Origin of the sequence: Lysinibacillus fusiformis (assembly GCF_016925635.1) — a bacterium.
GTDB classification, from domain to species: Bacteria; Bacillota; Bacilli; order Bacillales_A; family Planococcaceae; genus Lysinibacillus; species Lysinibacillus fusiformis_F.
Window position 1 is genome coordinate 4,155,751 of sequence record NZ_CP070490.1, and the last position, 17,070, is coordinate 4,172,820.

Annotated in this window: 20 protein-coding genes and 1 pseudogene; 12 read left to right on the top strand and 9 right to left on the bottom strand. The window is 38.0% G+C overall.

What is annotated here, in order from left to right:
- Positions 1–88: 88 nt before the first annotated feature.
- From JTI58_RS20405 to JTI58_RS20415, 3 genes are all read left to right on the top strand, one after another.
- Entirely contained in the window at positions 89–1,687 is a 1,599-nt protein-coding gene (locus tag JTI58_RS20405) for a helix-turn-helix domain-containing protein (protein WP_205443360.1), read from the top strand.
- A gap of 118 nt (positions 1,688–1,805) precedes the next feature.
- Positions 1,806–2,774: an ABC transporter substrate-binding protein gene (locus JTI58_RS20410; protein WP_205443362.1), complete on the top strand. Its 969-nt coding sequence runs from the start codon at positions 1,806–1,808 to the stop codon at positions 2,772–2,774.
- Between the two features lie 283 nt (positions 2,775–3,057).
- Positions 3,058–3,612, top strand: coding sequence for a hypothetical protein (locus tag JTI58_RS20415; RefSeq protein WP_205443363.1), 555 nt, complete (start codon positions 3,058–3,060; stop codon positions 3,610–3,612).
- Positions 3,613–3,617: 5 nt separating this feature from the next.
- Here the strand turns inward: JTI58_RS20415 and JTI58_RS20420 are convergent, their stop codons facing one another.
- The gene (locus JTI58_RS20420) at positions 3,618–3,758 is read right to left on the bottom strand and encodes a hypothetical protein (RefSeq protein ID WP_205447571.1); all 141 of its coding nucleotides are present in this window, start codon (positions 3,756–3,758) and stop codon (positions 3,618–3,620) included.
- Between the two features lie 80 nt (positions 3,759–3,838).
- On the opposite strand from JTI58_RS20420, the gene JTI58_RS20425 reads away from it, so the two are divergent.
- From JTI58_RS20425 to JTI58_RS20435, 3 genes are all read left to right on the top strand, one after another.
- Entirely contained in the window at positions 3,839–4,408 is a 570-nt protein-coding gene (locus JTI58_RS20425) for a group-specific protein (RefSeq protein ID WP_205443364.1), read from the top strand.
- A 482-nt stretch (positions 4,409–4,890) separates the two neighbouring features.
- Entirely contained in the window at positions 4,891–5,304 is a 414-nt protein-coding gene (locus JTI58_RS20430) for a GNAT family N-acetyltransferase (RefSeq protein ID WP_205443366.1), read from the top strand.
- A gap of 120 nt (positions 5,305–5,424) precedes the next feature.
- A complete protein-coding gene (locus JTI58_RS20435; RefSeq protein WP_205443367.1) occupies positions 5,425–6,078 on the top strand; it encodes a DUF2306 domain-containing protein in 654 nt (217 codons plus the stop codon).
- Positions 6,079–6,126: 48 nt separating this feature from the next.
- On the opposite strand, the pseudogene JTI58_RS20440 reads toward JTI58_RS20435, so the two are convergent.
- Positions 6,127–6,833 (bottom strand): annotated as a pseudogene (locus JTI58_RS20440) (DUF421 domain-containing protein).
- A 160-nt stretch (positions 6,834–6,993) separates the two neighbouring features.
- On the opposite strand from JTI58_RS20440, the gene JTI58_RS20445 reads away from it, so the two are divergent.
- On the top strand, positions 6,994–8,013 hold the full coding sequence (locus JTI58_RS20445) for a serine hydrolase domain-containing protein (RefSeq protein WP_205443368.1): 1,020 nt from the start codon (positions 6,994–6,996) through the stop codon (positions 8,011–8,013).
- Positions 8,014–8,066: 53 nt separating this feature from the next.
- On the opposite strand, the gene JTI58_RS20450 is transcribed toward JTI58_RS20445, so the two are convergent.
- Positions 8,067–8,744 carry a hypothetical protein gene (locus JTI58_RS20450; protein WP_243456163.1) on the bottom strand — a complete coding sequence of 226 codons (678 nt, stop codon included), beginning with the start codon at positions 8,742–8,744 and terminating at the stop codon, positions 8,067–8,069.
- A 123-nt stretch (positions 8,745–8,867) separates the two neighbouring features.
- Between JTI58_RS20450 and JTI58_RS20455 the strand changes: the two genes are divergently transcribed.
- Entirely contained in the window at positions 8,868–9,353 is a 486-nt protein-coding gene (locus tag JTI58_RS20455) for a hypothetical protein (protein ID WP_205443372.1), read from the top strand.
- Between the two features lie 15 nt (positions 9,354–9,368).
- Here JTI58_RS20455 and JTI58_RS20460 read toward each other — a convergent pair whose 3' ends face one another.
- From JTI58_RS20460 to JTI58_RS20470, 3 genes are all read right to left on the bottom strand, one after another.
- Positions 9,369–9,569, bottom strand: coding sequence for a hypothetical protein (locus JTI58_RS20460; RefSeq protein WP_205443373.1), 201 nt, complete (start codon positions 9,567–9,569; stop codon positions 9,369–9,371).
- Between the two features lie 32 nt (positions 9,570–9,601).
- Positions 9,602–9,826, bottom strand: coding sequence for a hypothetical protein (locus JTI58_RS20465; RefSeq protein WP_243456165.1), 225 nt, complete (start codon positions 9,824–9,826; stop codon positions 9,602–9,604).
- 210 nt (positions 9,827–10,036) lie between these two features.
- Positions 10,037–10,342: a hypothetical protein gene (locus JTI58_RS20470; RefSeq protein ID WP_205443375.1), complete on the bottom strand. Its 306-nt coding sequence runs from the start codon at positions 10,340–10,342 to the stop codon at positions 10,037–10,039.
- 285 nt (positions 10,343–10,627) lie between these two features.
- Between JTI58_RS20470 and JTI58_RS20475 the strand changes: the two genes are divergently transcribed.
- Positions 10,628–11,152, top strand: coding sequence for a GNAT family N-acetyltransferase (locus tag JTI58_RS20475; protein WP_205443377.1), 525 nt, complete (start codon positions 10,628–10,630; stop codon positions 11,150–11,152).
- 32 nt (positions 11,153–11,184) lie between these two features.
- Here JTI58_RS20475 and JTI58_RS20480 read toward each other — a convergent pair whose 3' ends face one another.
- Positions 11,185–12,342 carry a Ger(x)C family spore germination protein gene (locus tag JTI58_RS20480; protein WP_205443378.1) on the bottom strand — a complete coding sequence of 386 codons (1,158 nt, stop codon included), beginning with the start codon at positions 12,340–12,342 and terminating at the stop codon, positions 11,185–11,187.
- 157 nt (positions 12,343–12,499) lie between these two features.
- On the opposite strand from JTI58_RS20480, the gene JTI58_RS20485 reads away from it, so the two are divergent.
- Together JTI58_RS20485 and JTI58_RS20490 are read left to right on the top strand one after the other, a co-directional pair.
- Positions 12,500–13,294, top strand: a complete 795-nt coding sequence (locus JTI58_RS20485) for a PhzF family phenazine biosynthesis protein (protein WP_205443379.1) — start codon at positions 12,500–12,502, stop codon at positions 13,292–13,294.
- Between the two features lie 25 nt (positions 13,295–13,319).
- Complete coding sequence (locus JTI58_RS20490) at positions 13,320–13,811, top strand: hypothetical protein (RefSeq protein ID WP_205443380.1); 492 nt, start codon at positions 13,320–13,322, stop codon at positions 13,809–13,811.
- Positions 13,812–13,989: 178 nt separating this feature from the next.
- Here the strand turns inward: JTI58_RS20490 and JTI58_RS20495 are convergent, their stop codons facing one another.
- Together JTI58_RS20495 and JTI58_RS20500 are read right to left on the bottom strand one after the other, a co-directional pair.
- Positions 13,990–15,366, bottom strand: coding sequence for an MATE family efflux transporter (locus JTI58_RS20495; protein WP_205443381.1), 1,377 nt, complete (start codon positions 15,364–15,366; stop codon positions 13,990–13,992).
- Between the two features lie 20 nt (positions 15,367–15,386).
- Positions 15,387–15,866, bottom strand: a complete 480-nt coding sequence (locus tag JTI58_RS20500; protein ID WP_016994140.1) for a DUF6530 family protein — start codon at positions 15,864–15,866, stop codon at positions 15,387–15,389.
- Between the two features lie 160 nt (positions 15,867–16,026).
- On the opposite strand from JTI58_RS20500, the gene JTI58_RS20505 reads away from it, so the two are divergent.
- Entirely contained in the window at positions 16,027–16,461 is a 435-nt protein-coding gene (locus JTI58_RS20505; RefSeq protein WP_205443382.1) for a hypothetical protein, read from the top strand.
- The last annotated feature ends 609 nt before the right edge of the window (positions 16,462–17,070 follow it).

Below are 17,070 nucleotides of genomic sequence, written 5' to 3' on the forward strand. Positions count from 1 at the left end.
TGCATAGGATAAAAAGATCTTGGAAATAAAGAAGCAGATAAATTACAGGTTGAGAGATACATAGAAGAATTAAAGAAAGAGGTATATAATGCTAACCTATGAGCTTTTGGATGCAAGGCTACTAGCCGATGAGGGAACGATTTGTCCTGTTATGCTGACAGGGCCGTTTCCTATGATTATCATTCCTACACAACCGATTACCATTCGAGCAGAGAAGCGTAGTTGTCGAATAGGGAAAGGGCAATTTGTCTTGCTTCTGCATCCAGAACAGGACTTTCATATGGTCCCAAGTGAGGGAGAAGCATTTGCTCCTGTTTACTGTCTATCCTTTAACAGTTATCGATTGGCTAAACGGGAACAAGACACGCTAATTTATGTGGCTGATACAGCACATTTGCCAGGGCATGGACAGGTTATGGAATTTCCTCGATATGCGGAAGGACTGCTGAAAAATTTGATGGCGCAGTTTCAGCAGACACAAAAGGTAAGTGCTACTCCTAAGCTCCATTTGCTCCTGCATGAGTTACTCGATACGATTTTTGAAAGAAAGCGTATCGATATCAGTTTCGTGACACATGATCAAGCCATTCAGCAGGCCGTTACCTATATTAAACAGCATTTTGCAGCACCACTAACACGCTCTTTTATGGCCAATATGACTGGTTTTAACGAAAGCTATTTCTCCTCATTGTTTAAGAAGGAAACAGGGTGGAGCTTTGCTGAGTACGTCAATCAAATTCGGATTGATCAGGCAAAGCGTATGCTACTCGGCACAAATGACAAATTGCAGGATATTGCATTGAAAACAGGATTCGCAGATGGCTCGTATTTGGGGAAAACATTCACCAAGTATGTTCACCTTTCAGCTAGTAGTTTTCGCAAAAGGAGACATACAAACCGTATCGTCAGTATTCAATTTCTTGGAGCATTACTGGCTCTAAATATTCAACCCCTTGCGACTACACGGGAGCTGCTTCAATCATCCCACCTATTGCACAAGCATTTGCCGAATATTGTGGAGATAGAATCCTTTGATCAAATGGAAGTGTTGCGACAACTAGCCCCAGAGCTAATCGTAGCTCCCACTTATTTATATAATTACCCTGATATACTGAAAGCTCTCGAACAAATCGCTCCTGTTTTGACTCTTCCTTGGGGGCAGCTAGACAAGCTTGAGGAAGTGCAATTGCTTGGTACACTGCTTGGGCGAACACAGGAGGCTGAGGATTGGATGACGAGGTTGCAGCAATCAGCTCAGGAAGCGAGAACAATCATCAAACCATTTTTAGAGCCCGGGATGACAGCAGGAATCTATGAATTAGGGCACGATAATTTATGGCTGATTCCTTATCTATCCGTTCGCTCCGCCTATACTTTATATCAGCTTTTAGGACTCAGTGCGCCTCAGCGTATTCAGCAGGAGGTACTGCAAACAGGTAAACATCTGAAAGTCGAAGAACAGGACGTACCATTGTACGCGGCAAGTCATATGTTTTTAATTGTGCCGGCTGATGATACGGAATCTTTCCGTGAAAAGTTGATGCAGCGCTCTGTTTGGCAACGATTAGTGTATGAACAAGGCTGCCAACTACACTTACTGAAGCTAAATGATTTTTGGTTTGATGATGGTCTATCATTGGAGCTTCAACTTGATGTAATGGTAAAATTGTTAACTAATCAAAGTTAAATCCAACAATTTTCCCTATACAACATCCAATTTATAGGCGTTGTCCTTGTACAAACTTGTCTTTATAATGAACATATCATCGCGAATGATAATCATTATCAAACAAGGAGGTACAATCTTGTACTTACATAAACTAGTAAAAACCATATTATTTCTTGCTTTAATCGTTATACTTACTGCCTGTGGCAATGCAAATGATAGCACGAAAACGGAGACAAATAAGGATACTTCCTCAACAGCTGAAACATCAGACTCAGCAACAAAAATAATTAAAACGCAACGTGGAGAGCTTGAAATGCCACGTAATCCGCAGCGCATTGTAACGGATGGCTATTTACCAGAGCTGCTTGTGCTAGGGGTGAAGCCAGTCGGTTCTACGCAATGGGATTTGGAGAACAAAGTCATACAGGATCAGATTGATGGAATTGAATCTACTGGAGAGCGATCATTGGAGACAATTGTTCAGCTGAAACCAGATTTAATTATCACTTGGGTGAGTGATGAAAAGATTCTTCAGCAGTATGAGAAAATCGCACCAACGCTTGCGCTCCCTTATAGCTCTTCAGGTGATATTTATGAAATTATGCGTCTTTTGGGTGATGCTTTAGATAAAAAAGAGGAAGCCGAAAAATGGATTAAGCATCTAGATAAGACAGCAGAGGAAGCACGAGCACAGCTTGCGGATATTGTGAAGCCAGATGACACATTTGCACTGATGGGCGTTTTCGTAGTAGATAAAGGATTTTATATTTACGGTGACGGAGGCTATAGGGGCGGTGAAGCTATTTATAAGCATCTGCAATTAAAGCCACCTGCCAAACAAGAGAAGGAAATGATAGGGAAAGAAGCCTATCGACAAGTTTCGTACGAGGTTATTCCTGAATATGCGGGCGATTATATCTTCATCGACCAGGGTGATTTGATCTCAGAAGTATGGGGTGAGAGCGAAGGACTTTGGAAATCACTAGACGCTGTGAAGAATGACCGAGTGTTCAAGCTAGATCCAGATTTATTCTGGGGCAATGATCCCATTTCATTAGAGCTGCAAATCAAAGAAGTTGTAAACATGTTGACGAATAAACAATAAGAATGAAATAAACCTTTAAAGGTCACTCATGATGAGTGGCCTTTATTGTTGGAAGATCATTACATAAATTTGTAAATACTATTTACATTATAGCTAATAAAACAAATGATCCATCGCTGAAAAGATTTTCTTTATTTGCTTTGACTAGATAGTATTTAAAAATCAAATTTATTACATGCGTTTCTCTAAAGTTTCTTCGATATCATTGTATTAATGGTCTGTGTCAGCATAAATCTGATTCAGCAGGTTACCCTGTATCTAAACAGGATAGAGGAGCGGTAAAATGAACAAGCGTATTCTTATTGGGCTAGCTTTATTTACGTATGTTTTCCCTCTTCATTTCATTTCTGCCAAGGACAGTGATTCGCCACAACCTCTTGAAGCGTTTCTTCCTGAAATCGGCTATAAAACAATAGAGGTAGCCGTTAAAGAGTTCGAACATCACTATAATAAAGAGCTGAAGCTACCCCTACGAGTACCGCCAATCAGCTTTACACATCATTTTGGAAGGTTTAGCGATTTAGAAGGGGAAATGAATGATCAGCTGGAGGTGGTCATGATCAGTGATCAATTGCCACAAAATCATTTTAAAATCAAGGTTCGACCCGTTCAGCATAAAATGTCATTTGAAAAATATAAAACGGATGTATATAAGCTGAAAAATGGCAGTGAGGCTGCCTATATTGAAAATCCACGATTTGGTTTTCATTTACTCGTGTTTGAAAGAGACGATTGGCAATATGTCTTTAGTATTGATCGCGATGTGGCAGATCAAGTAACAGCTGAAGTCTTGATTGATATTGCCAATTCGATTGATTATCCAAAGCAAAAGTATTAGCCCTTCTAGTTTTTATTTTTCAGCTCTTCTCGTAATTTCTTTATTTCCTCAGTTTGCTCCAAAATAGTATTGTTGACTCGTCTAATCGAATCATATATCGCCAAAATCCCAGCAAAAATAACAATGACAAACAATAATTCCATCATGCACCTTCTTTCTGTTTTTACAATCATTGTAACAGGAATTTCCAAATGTATGAAGAAATAGTTAGGTGGAGGTGCTTGTCATGCAGAGGTATGTTTATCATATGGTTCCAAGTGACATGGTCGGTCAGGAGTTGATGCCATTAAATAGGCTAGGGGCAATGTATCCACATTTATATGAACGCTATACGAAAAAGTATTTTGACCATCCTGAGCGAACGAAATTGCTATCAAGAGAAATCCCTCCATTAAATTGCTTGTGGCATGATGTTGTCCATTTCCTACCTATCCACCCTAATCATATTTATAAGAAGTTAACAGAGCTAGGTATTGAAACGAAAGAAAACCTTATGTTTTATCAAATTCCAATAGAAAAACTTGCGCCTAACCAAAATGCAATATACATGTATTCGAAGGAACACTATAAAGGGCCAGCAGGGGCAATCGCTGCAGAGGATATAAAATTATTGTCGATAGATGATTATAAGGAACTGGCACAGCTACCTTCAGCAACCATTGACTATTTCCAAACGGAAAAAGAAAAAGGCAAGAACTTTGGGCTTTTTGCGTATGTTCCGCATCTCTTGAGCTTAGGCAATGTTAACATAGATGAGGCGGAAATCATTACGTGGAATCACTTCAATCCTAACTGAGGTGGACAAAGAAATAGGGTATGCCGAGTAGTTGGCTACCCTTAAATGTCTTAATTTCTTCTTCCTACTCATTAGCTATGATTTCTATTAGACTGTCGAAATACGAGTTGAAGCAAATACACAATCAATCGAAAAATGAGTAGATAAATAAAAGCTTCAATCAAGCTTGTTGCTAGTATCATTACATAACGACCGAAATCTTCTAATTCATGAAAAGTATATTTTTGTATGTGCCAATCAAAAAATAATGCTTTGTAACTCGTCCTCAAAAAGATGGGTATGAAAAGTAGCCAATAAAAGAGCGGTAAACTAAATTTATAGCCTTTAACCAGCAAGGGACTCCCTCCTCAACTTTTAAGTCATCATAACATAAAAGATAATGTTTTAGTATATTATGGAAGTATCGAAGTATTATTTACTAATATAGTAATTTAAAGGTATTATTAGTAAGTTAAAATGAACCGCAAGAAAGGTAGAATTCCATGAAACTGATTCAATCAAGCAAGATTCAACCCGAAGTGAAAACATTATTATCCTATGCTACTTCCGAAAAGAAAGTGGATAGGGAATACCCATTATATATCCAAAATCCAGAAAGAGTGTTGTATGGCTATACCATCGAGCAAGATTTAGTCGGTTGTATAGGAATCGTTAAAGGAGAGGCAAATCGCTGTGAAATTAAACATATTGCCGTATCGCCCGCTTTTCGTGGAAAGGGCATTGGACGTGAGATGATTCGGTATGTAGAAGAATATCATGCTTTTTCTTCCATTTATGCAGAAACAGATCAAGACGCTGTGACCTTTTATAAAAATCTCGGCTTTCACATTACGAGTTTAGGTGAAAAATACCCTGGGGTGGAGCGTTTTGCCTGTCTATTAGCCTGCACTACATAATGGTCAATTCGTTGTACTGTCCATAAACGTCCACTTATATGCTTTTTACGACCTGTTATTTGTTTGTGTTAAAAGATAGGAAATTGCAATGGTACGCTAGCATAGAAAGGAGCTATAAAAATGAAAAAGAAATTGTGGTTGATTGTATGCGGCTTGGCATTATTCATAGCGGGCTATTCGATTGTTCAATATTTACTATTCGATGCACGGCAGGCGGGATTTGTTCAATTAAAGCTCATGCTTAGTGCTACATTGAATTCATTTTGGTATTTGATGCTCTATATACATATTGTATTCGGTGTATTAGCCTTAGTCATCGGTCCTTTTACATTGTCATCAAGGTTACGAGAGAAAAATGTGAAGCGCCATAGAATATTAGGCAGTATTTATATGGTCAGTATTTTATTTGGTGGCTTGGCAGGACTTTATTTAGCACTGAACGCAACAGGGGGCTGGGTAGCACAGCTAGGCTTTGCTTTATTATCTATAGGGTGGCTCATCACCATGTTTCAAGCGCTGGTCCATATTAAAAAACGAAACATCCAAGGCCATCAGAAATGGATGTTAAGAAATTATGCTTTAACCTTTGCAGCTGTCACATTACGAATTTGGCTACCTTTGTTTACGGTATTATTTGGCTTTGATCATTTTCAGTATAGTTACGCCGTTATCGCCTGGCTATGCTGGGTGCCTAATTTCATCGTGATGGAATGGTATATCCAGCGTAAGCTCCATGTATTGATGGACAATCGACATGTAACCAAGACGACTTGACTTGAATATCTTCTTTGAGCATTGGGATTAAATAGAGCCTAATGCTTTTTATTTTAATTCGTATTCAAATACATGCAAATTGTCCTTTTGATCTACTGTAGCGAGAAGGACATCTTTTATTTCTAGGTTATGGATTGCTTTCAGTTGACCCTTCAACCATTGCTCAGAATGCTTGGTTTTGTTTAGCTCATGGTAATCAATTTTTCCCTCTTTAATAAGAACAATCGGAAGAAAAAAGGGTTCCGGCTGTAAATTCATATCTGCCCGTGTCGGTGTTTGATAGGGCGTGTGTAAAAAACTAGAGATCCGTCTGGTTCCCACAATGCCAGCGCTACATTTTGAACCTCTTCACTTTTTTCCTTTCTTAACTCGGATAAAAGCAAATCTACAGAGATTCTAGCCTTCCGTAAGTTGGCGTTAATAATTTGCCCATTTTTAATAAGGGGAATTGGCGGTGAGTCTATCAAATGGCGAAAGGCTATCCATTTTAGGCTTATAAAAACACCGATAAGGTATAACAAAACTAAAACGGTCATGGTAATCATGGAACCCTTCATTCCTAATCCTTCATCAGATAGGGGATGTGCGATAATATTCCCAAGTGTGATGGCCATGGCAAAGTCCAGTAATCTTAACTGAGAAATAGAACGCTGCCCCATAATTTTTGTCGCGAAAAGTAAGAAGAAAAAAGCGATAATGGCTCGGAGAATCCATTGAATCGCCGTAAGTGATTCATGACTATGAAAAAATTCCACAGTGACACATCCTCTTTTTTCTTATTGTTTCCTTCCGTTACATGATTATGCGGATCTTCATGATTGAAACGAAATAGACTTGTAAAAATATGTTCAAAACGATATGGTTAAAATAAAAAATCTATTATTTAGTAATTTTAAGAAAATCAGGAGAATACTTATGCAAACAAAACTACAACATATCGTAATGGAAATACAAGAGAAGGTTGATTTTTCAGGTACAGTTCTAGTGGAAAATGAAGAGAAGGTTGCCTTAGTCAGCCAAAGCTTTGGCTATGCGAATCGCTCAGAACAAATCGATAATCATGCTAAAACTCGTTTTGGCATTGCCTCTGGCTGTAAAATTTTTACTGCAGTCGCTATTTGTCAGCTTATTGAAAAAGGGAAGCTCTCTTTTGACACGAAATTAAGTGATTGTCTGCCTCCACATTTTAAGCACTTCGATGAGCAAGTAACCGTTGCTCATCTGCTAACACATACTTCGGGCATACCCGATTATTTTGATGAGGAAGAAATGGAGGATTTTGAAGCGTTGTGGGTTGAAAATCCGATGTATCAGCTTCGAACATTGCGTGATTTCTTACCTTTATTCCAGAATCGACCGATGAAGCATAAAGTAGGTGAGAAATTTCATTACAACAATGCAGGATATATTGTATTAGGATTAATCGTAGAGCATATCGCTGGGATGGATTTTTCCGATTACATTCAGCAACATCTATTCGATCGGGTGAATATGACGGAATCTGGCTATTTTTCGTTTGATTCTCTGCCATCTAATACAGCGTTAGGGTATATAGACAACCCAGACGGGACCTGGAAAACCAATATCTATTCATTACCTGTAAAAGGTGGTTCTGATGGGGGAGCATTTGTCACAGGGAAGGATATGGCAAAGTTCTGGTGTGCGCTCATGAACTTTGAGCTTTTAAATGAAGATTTAACGAATCAGCTGCTTTTACCTCATATAGAAATAAATGAAAATGATGGTTATGGCTATGGTGTATGGATTAAGAAGAACAGTGAACAAGCTATACTAAAATACCATGTAATGGGATATGATCCTGGGGTGTGCTTCCATTCAGCTTATTATCCTGCGTCGTCCATCAAAGTTGTCGTTTGTTCCAATAAATCAAAGGGAGCTTTTGATATGATGAAAGGAATAGAGGCTACCTTATAAAAGAATAGGGCTTGTCTGTAAAAAAGATTGCAGACAAGCTCTGTTACTAGTTATTAAGTAATGCCACCATATATATTACAATAATATTCGACCTCAATAATATGAGGCGAGGATACACCATTGTATGAATAGTAGCCACCGATTGTAATATTGTAAGCACTGCCTTGATCTTTAATGGAAGGGTCATATCCTGTTTGCGTCCAGTTGCCTTCGCCCTGTTCAATTTTTGACGACAATGAATGCATAACCGAGAACAGCTGTCTTCCACCAGGAATATCCTTGTTTAGTTGGGTGTCAAATGTACCATCAACACGAATGATTGTTTGATGTGATCCCATATGTAATTTCACTAATTTTGGTACTTTTACTGGTGAAAAAATTTCCTTATTATCGACCACGACAAATGAAGTGTCGATTCTTCCTTTTAACATGTCCTCAAAATCATTTAATTCAAGCCAATAATCCGCTGAAAATGTTGTAATGGGATCTAGTTTAAAGCCTGTACCATACTCTTCATTTAATTGATTGACAATAGTCGAATATTCTTTATAATATTGTTCCTTCTGTGCTAGCGTCAAAACTAATGGAACAGGTGCCATGACTGGTTCCTTATCTTTTATTTGTTCATCGACTGATGTAGATTGTGGTGAGGCTGCTTCGTCATCATTATTACAGCCTGTAAGGAAGAGGGCTCCTAGTACAATGCTTGTCACCAAATATTTTTTCAACACCTTCACCTCCATAAAATGAAAAGTACTTCTATTGTATCATACATAAATGCGTATATTTTCATTTATTTGGTAAATTATTAGTTTCGTAGTATATTGTAGAGAGAAGAACAAAGGAGAGATAGGATGGCACTATTAAAAGAATATTCGAGTAATCCTTGTTGTGAGGTAGAGCTTAACATTATATTGGTGAACGAGGGAAGTGTAAGATTCCGCATTGAATTTCGCTATGGACCAGCTTTCCCAGCCATACATACTGAAATTTATTGTTTAAAAAGAGATTTTCTTCAATTATTAGAAGACATGACGCAATTGAAGCCTACCCATTTAAGTATGCTGGAGCCGCATGATCCTGGACTATGCATCTATCATATCCCTCATTATGGGCAATATTTTTACCCTGGATATGGTATTTTTCAAATCCCTGAGGAGGAGAGGGAGGAAGCAGCGCCTCGTTATAAATTAATGTTTGTCCTAGATGCCTATGAGAGGAATCATTACGGAGCAAGAGAATGTGGCCCTGCATTATGTATAATCGTGACGATGGAACAAATCCAAGTGTTCGTTAACCGTTTGCAGGCAGATGTAACGAATTTTAATGGAAGTTACTAGAAGGGGATAGAGTGGTCATAGATCTTCCTCCTCTATAACGATGCTGTAGGAAAGATTGAGGCGATCACATACCCAGTTTTCAAATAGCTGATCGATTTGCTTTTTCATTTCATCGCTAGGTAATTGCTCATTTATCCCTAATTGCTCAAATGAAAATGTTTCTTGGATTTGCTCTTTATACTTGGTATTGAAGGCAAAAGTAATGATTTTAGACACGTGATTTTCCTCCGTTTTTCTGGCGTGTGCAACTATGGTCGAATAATAAGAAATTGTATGTCGTTCTTATTTTCAGTAACGAAGCTTTTTTTCTTTGGGGAAAAAGAATAAAAAATGCTGTCGGCTGAATTGTCATTAATATATATAGTGTAATTCGTATGATGCTCTAGCAATTGCTTTAGTTGTTGAATGATTTGTTCGTTCGGTGCTTCAGCTTTTGTTTCTTTGTCTAATTCAAGAGCAATCGCTATTATCATAGCCTGAATATCTTTTTGGCTTGCAGGACGATTTAATTTTTCCTGCCTAGATAAAATAGCATTTATTTCTTCAGGCGTAAGATCTCGTTCAGCTATGTTTTTTCCTCCTCTCCAATTAATCTTTCTGTTAAAAAAGTAACTTAATAGTAGAATTGTAAATGTTAAAATTTAGTATAAACTTTTGTACATATTGGTGCAATAGCTACCCTTTTAAGGAGCGGTGTACTTCTGTTTTTTTTGCTTCTTTTGTTTATAGGCAATATAAGAAGTTTTTAAAGAAGCATAACTCCCAATTGCTGCATAGCCATAAAACCAGCCCATAAATAGTCCAGCAAGAAGATTATGGCGATGGCTGATGAAAATGGAAATGAGTAAGCCGACGACTAATGCAATGGTCGGAACCCAGAAAGGCTTAATATGCCATATTTTCTTGATGAGTTGCGTAATCAACATCACGACAGGTACTGCAATGACGGCATCCCAAAAATTTGTATGTATGAGTGGAAAATGTTCCATTTCGTTCACCTCGCATTGACTGATTTAGAACTTATTGTGGTCAAGTTGGCTGATTTTATGCAGAAGCATGTTGAGAACTCGTAGAGGATTTGTATAGAGTATGTTCAGATGGCTATGTTAGTCTTAAGCTGTCGGGATGCGCAAGCAAACTAACACGCACAAAAAGGACAGGGTCGTTTGGCCTTGTCCTTTTAATAAGATGTCATCTAATGGAAATAAAGATTGAAATCGTTCGTTGCCAAATGTAAAATTTGATTAACAAATCCATGATAAAAGAGGTATACGATGTTTCCTATATTACATACTGAACGATTAGTGTTAAGAGAATTGGCGAGTCCTGATGCACAAGCTCTCCTTGATTGCTTTTCGAATCCTGAAGTTTTACGTCATTATGGACAACAACCTTTAACGAATTTAGTACAGGTGCAACAAATCATTAAAAATTTTGCTAACAATTTTACCGAAAAACGCGGTATTAAATGGGGCATTGCATTAAAGGAACAAGAAGGGATTATTGGTACAATCGGCTTTCAAGAGTGGTCAATAGAGCATCGAAGAGCGGAAATCAGCTATGCACTTTTCCCTGAATATTGGGGAAAGGGCTATGCTCAGGAAGCTGTGAAAAGAGCCATTTCCTATGGTTTTGAAGAGATGGATTTAGTACGAATTGGTGCCATTGTGTTTAAAGAAAATGAAGCTTCTAATCTGTTATTGCAAAAAATAGGCTTCGAACAAGAAGGCTTATTAAAAAAATATATGCATCAAAATAATGTGCCACATGATACCTATATGTATTCACTGATAAAATAAAATGGAGACCAGATTCCTAAGAGGGCATCTGGTCATTTACTAATGGTTTCTGTAAATGTTTTTCGTCCTGGATTGATTTTGGCTACTTCCACATGAATTTTACTGATGGAATCCTCTGATAAAGGAATTTTTCCATCTTTCTCGAACTTTTTCCAAGCCTTGACGTTATCGCGATAGAGATATTCTGACAAACGATAGATATCGACATCTAATTTTAAGCCTTCTTTATAGGTTTCATGAATTTCCTTTTTCACCTCTGCAATAATAAGCTCTTCCAGCTCTTTTTCGGTTACTTTCCCTTTAAAACCATTAATGGTCGCATTGATTCTCAATTCGACTTCAAATGTAACATCCTCTTGTTTGACAAGTGGATTCACATCGACATGTATTTTCTCAATACTGACCGTTAGCTCTTCCTGGTCATCGTTGTTTAATTGAAAGGTAATCTCCCCTCGATTTGTATAGTTATGCATCCATTGACTGCCGCGAGCAGCATTGTCTTGCACAAACCCCTTAAAGCCATCTTTCGATAGAACACCAACTCCTGAAAAATAGGTTTCTTCCACCTGCTCCTCATCGGTTTGCCAATCGTCTTTAATGGACACATAGGGAATTGTTACTTCATGACTTGGTTCATTTAAACCGATGACAATATCTCTTAAGTCTTTTGGTTCGATAAATGTTTCTTGTTCTGTTGGGTTGATTGGGTTACTTAATTTTGATGAGGATAAAGAATTTCTTAAGATAGGTGTGACAAGCAGTATTTCATCGACTGGATTTTTTGTACAATACACCCATATTTGATACCTTGTATCCCGAAAGCGTATAAATGTATCAATGACTGGAATAATATGTTCATTTTCCATAGCCCGCTCTGAAAAGACAATAAAGCGCATATGCCCCCAAAAAATTTCCTGGTCCGAGGAACGATACAATTTGTAAATCGCTTCTTCTATTGTTTTTCCTGTGGCACGCCCGACTTCAGCAGGGGCCACATTCGCACTTGGCTGTACAGATTTCGCAACATCGGCGAAATTAATCACTTGTAAATAGACAATATACTCGTCGTTTTCATAGTCTACACCTACTGCATTGATATAGTACATTCTTTGTGGCTCCGTAATATCCCAGCATCCAGCGAGTAAGGTTGTCAATCCGATGATCATTAACAATTTGAAATAGGTTTTCATGGTTTCTCCACTCGAATAGCTCTACAGTTATATTTTATAGTGTTAGCTTAGACAAAAGATGGCTTTTTTATAAAGAGCCTGCAGCTTAAAGAAGATTTGGGAAATGATATCCAATGAGACTTGTTTCAGGTATGATCAGATAAAAGAGGTGAGAACTGTGACTCGTATTGCTTATTGTCTTATGAATACATTTGCGACAGAGCTGTATAAAGGGAATCCCGCAGCAGTATGTCTCTTAGATGAAGAACTTTCTGAGGAGACCATGCAAAAAATTGCACAGGAGATACCTGTTCCGACAACAGCCTTTATTGAAAAAAAACAGGATGATTTTTCGCTCAGATGGTTTACACCGCATATGGAAATACCCATTTGTGGTCATGGCACCCTTGCTAGTGCTTTTGTGCTTTGGCAGCAGGGAATAGTGGCTAAGGAGCACACGATTACATTTCATACGGCTAGTGGTCCCTTACATGCCAAGTGGCAACATGAACGAGTGGAAATCGCCATTAAAAAGTATCAAATTGAAGCAATCGTATGTCCTTCCGCATTGGAGGACTGGTTAGGATGTAAGCCCATCTTTGTTGGGAGGACCGAATTGGATTATATTGTGGAAGTAAGCAATGATGACCTTATTGCACACTTTGAACCAGATTTTTCTGCGATGAAGCAGTTTCCTGTTAGGGGGATATGTCTAACTAGTCAGTCGAAGGAAGAGGGCATTGATATCGTGTCACGCTTCTTTTCTCCAGCACAAGGCATTGACGAAGATCATGTGAATGGGTCTAGTCATGGTGCACTAGGGCCTTATTGGGGGGAGAAATTAACCAAACAACAGCTTGTAAGTCAGCAGCTTTCCAAACGGGGTGGTGTAATTTATGTGACACCTCATCACGACAGGGTTACGATTGCAGGCGAAGCAGTTCAAGTATTGCAAGGAGAATTAAGCATCTAGATACGGTTTTGTAGGAGGATGTATATTGAAGGTGATTAAACTATTCTTACTTTGTATTAGTTTACTAGTTTTCGTCCTATTTATAGGTATCAATCAAATGACGGCAGTCCCTGGTTCTTCTTCTGGTAATGGCAATCCTGCACTATTGTTACTTATACTGGTAATCCCACTATTTTTCGTGATGGTTTGGCTATGGCAGAGGCTTATCCGCCAGTACGGACTAAGTAGACGAGCTATAATGATTGGCTTATTCCTCACGTTTATTCATATTTTGGCAGGTATTATTTATCAAAGATTGGCGCTAGCAAATTACCGAAAAGTGATTGAGATAGCCTTGATTGAGCGATATGGTTATGCAGATCAACAATACCTTTTAGACATCACTTCAGGGCTAACCATTCATGTCAACAATCAATATTTTAATGTGAATACCTTTTTCATGCTAATCAGTTTTTCTATTTTTATCGCCTTCATATGGTTCGTGCTGCCAGCAGAAAAAAGCGAGAAAAAAATTTGAAATTTGTTGTAACCTTTTTCAATGGTAAACGACTACTCTATTAGTAGAATACAAAAAACTAAAGCATAGTAGTAACATTCACTTTTCACAAAATGACCAGGGCTCAATTTCTGAGTACCTGGTTATTTTGTTGCCATAATAAAAAGAGGATATGCACACGTGGCATATCCTCCTCGATTTATTCGCTCAGCATGGCTTTTAATGTTCGCTTTTGCCAGCCTAGCTTGAAGTATGCATATTGCATAATGAAATGGACGCAGAAGGTGATCGGATAGGCTAACCAAACACCGTTTAACTCTAGTGACGTATGGTGAGATAATAAGAACGCTAATGGCACCTGCACCACCCAAATCGTAATGACTAAGAAGATGGTTGGCCATAATACGACACCTGTGGCACGCATCGTAGCAGAAACGGTTTGTGTGTGTCCAAAAATTAAATAGCTCCAAAAGGCGAAATATAAATAATTTTTGGCAATCTGCACAGTCTCATGTGAATCGATAAAGAAAGCCAAAATAGGCTCTGCAAACAGATACATAATGAGTATGATTGCGCCACCTAGAAGATAATTAATTCGCACACCCATTTGACGGATTTTTTTGATCATCTCCGTAGAATTGGCCCCTAACGCCTGTGCTACAAAGACAGATGTGGCAATGGCAATACTCATTGCTGGGACTTGTGCATAACTAGCTACCTGATTGACAACGCCATAAGCGGCAGTGGCATCTGAACCATAGGCATTGACAAAGCCAATAACGGCAATTTCAGCCACTGAAATGGCAACCATGCTAATACTGGATGGAACGGCTAGCTTTAATAAGGAAGTTAAAATATCTTTCTTTAATTTAAAATGCTGTAGGATTGTTTTATCAAAGCGTAGTAAATGCTTTGTTTTATGCAAATAGGCTAACAACAGGATCATTGTCACGAGGTTGGATAACACGGAAGCATAGGCAGCCCCATTTAAGCCAAACGCAGGCAACCCCAACCAGCCGAATACTAAAGGTGGTAGGAAGGCGATATTTAACACAACACTAATCACTAAGAATAGGAATGGTGTTTTCGAATCACCAACTCCACGCATAAAGGTTGTATACACCAAATACCAAAACATAATAGGTAACGTGAAGAATAATATTTTGGCATAACTAATACTCATGTCTAAAATATTCGCAGGTGTTTGCATAAAGCGTAAAATCCATTCGATGAAAAAGCCACCAAAAATCGCGACAGCAATGGATAAAATGGTTGTAAAAGCAAGTGTTACACCAACAACCTCTTTCATTTTAGCATGATTACCAGCCCCAAATGTTTGCCCGACTAAAATAGAGCTTCCTGAACCAATGCCAATCGCAAAGGCCATTAAAAAGAAGAAAAACGGGAAAAATGCGGAAATGGCTGCTAGGGCATCGACCCCTAAATTGCGTCCAACGATAAACATAGCAAATACTTGGCCGACGGATTGCAGCACATTCGCTAGCATCACGGGAATCAAGAAATTGAAAAAGGCTTTGCGTAGCTGCCGATCATCCTGTAACATTTGTTCATTCATAATTAAGTTCCTCTTGAGTTTTAATAACCCATTTCTTTTAAGATTCTTGATAGTGTGCGTAGGCGTTCCCCAATTAGCTCACCATCATTATTAAGTGCTTGCTGAAAAAGCTGAATATCCTCTTTGATCTGTTCATTTTCTGTGCAAACTTCCACTGTCATGGCATCACCCTGTAGGCCTACACGATTAATCACAGGGTTTTCTTCATCATATAAATGCTCGTGACGATAAGCCTCCTTAAAATAAAGTTCTGTTTCACACACTAAAATAGCAAGATCAAGCACGCGATGGAGGGGTAGTTCTTCTGATTGACGAGACCATTTGCCACCTGTATGTCGCCAAACCTTCGCAGAAATATCAACTTTTCCTCGATCATTCCATTGTGCCAGACCAAGTGAAAGCCCTTGGGCATCTGTTTGATAGGCCGTGCGCCCATCAATATTGGCATAATTTTCAGCCACGATGACAGGTTTATGTTTTAAATGTGTTGGAATTTTCATGTATCCGTACTCCTTGTCATTTCAAATTTAGTAATTTAGTAAATTACTGCTTTAGTAAATTTAGCATTTGCTTATAAAGAAGTCAATTGAAAAAGTCGAGGTGCAACTTTTTCTTCCATGGTAAGTCTAATAGGTGAGATGATGGAAAGGAGGGATGTACATGCGCTATCTACGACTTTGTTTGTGCAGTATAGTAATACTATTATTTATACCTATGAACGCTGGTGCGACGAGCTGGGTCTATCATTTTGTAGTGTGGGATGGTCAAATTTATAAAATGACAGAAGAAAAAGTGACATCCATTGACAATGAAATTGGAGCGGTAACAAAATATTCAGATATGGAACAATATAAGGGGAATTTTTCAAATACTTATCCTAAAGGGACAAAGTATTTTGCCATCAAGGGAATCGATACGGAGATAGCTATTGCGGTACAAGTGGACAAAGGGCAATACCTTAAAGCGATAAATGATGGGGAATATACATATCAACGTCAAACAAACATCACCCTAAATCTCTATAAAGTAGTAGGAATCATGGCTCTGTTCATCGTGATTTATATATTATTCACGAGCTTACGTAAAAAGCGTTAAGTTTTACCCTATCAAAGAGCGTAAAATGGATAAACGCCAAGCTGAAAAACTAGTTTATTCCTTATATAGCAATAGTGATTCTCTATACATTGTTAGACTGACAAGCTATCGCACTTTTATGTTTTATTATAATGGTTGCAAGTGTTTCTTTGTGGTTAGAGGGCCAGCTTCGTGTCGTTCTAATAATTTTGGAAGGTATATGGACAATGTTGTTTTTTGCTTTTTGGCTACTAATCGGGTGTTAGCACACCAGCACAAATTATATTGATGTTAGCAAACTAGGTATTGTTCAACAATCCCTAGTTTTTTTGTCTTTTTATAAAGTAGAGCAACGCATTGTTAAATAAATTAATGTATAAAAATCCATCTATTAAAAAATTTAATTTACACTCTTTCCAATTTAGGAAATTTGAAGTAAAATAATCCTTACAAAAATACAGTATGTTTATTTCGAATTTTCTAGAAATTATGTGTATGTACCTATTTATTGGAAAAGGTGGTGTAATAATTATGGATAATGAAATTTGAAATAATAATTTTTTGCGGAAAAGTAAAGAAATCATAAATCGAATGTAAAAATAATAAAAACGCCTAACTGATACATAGTAA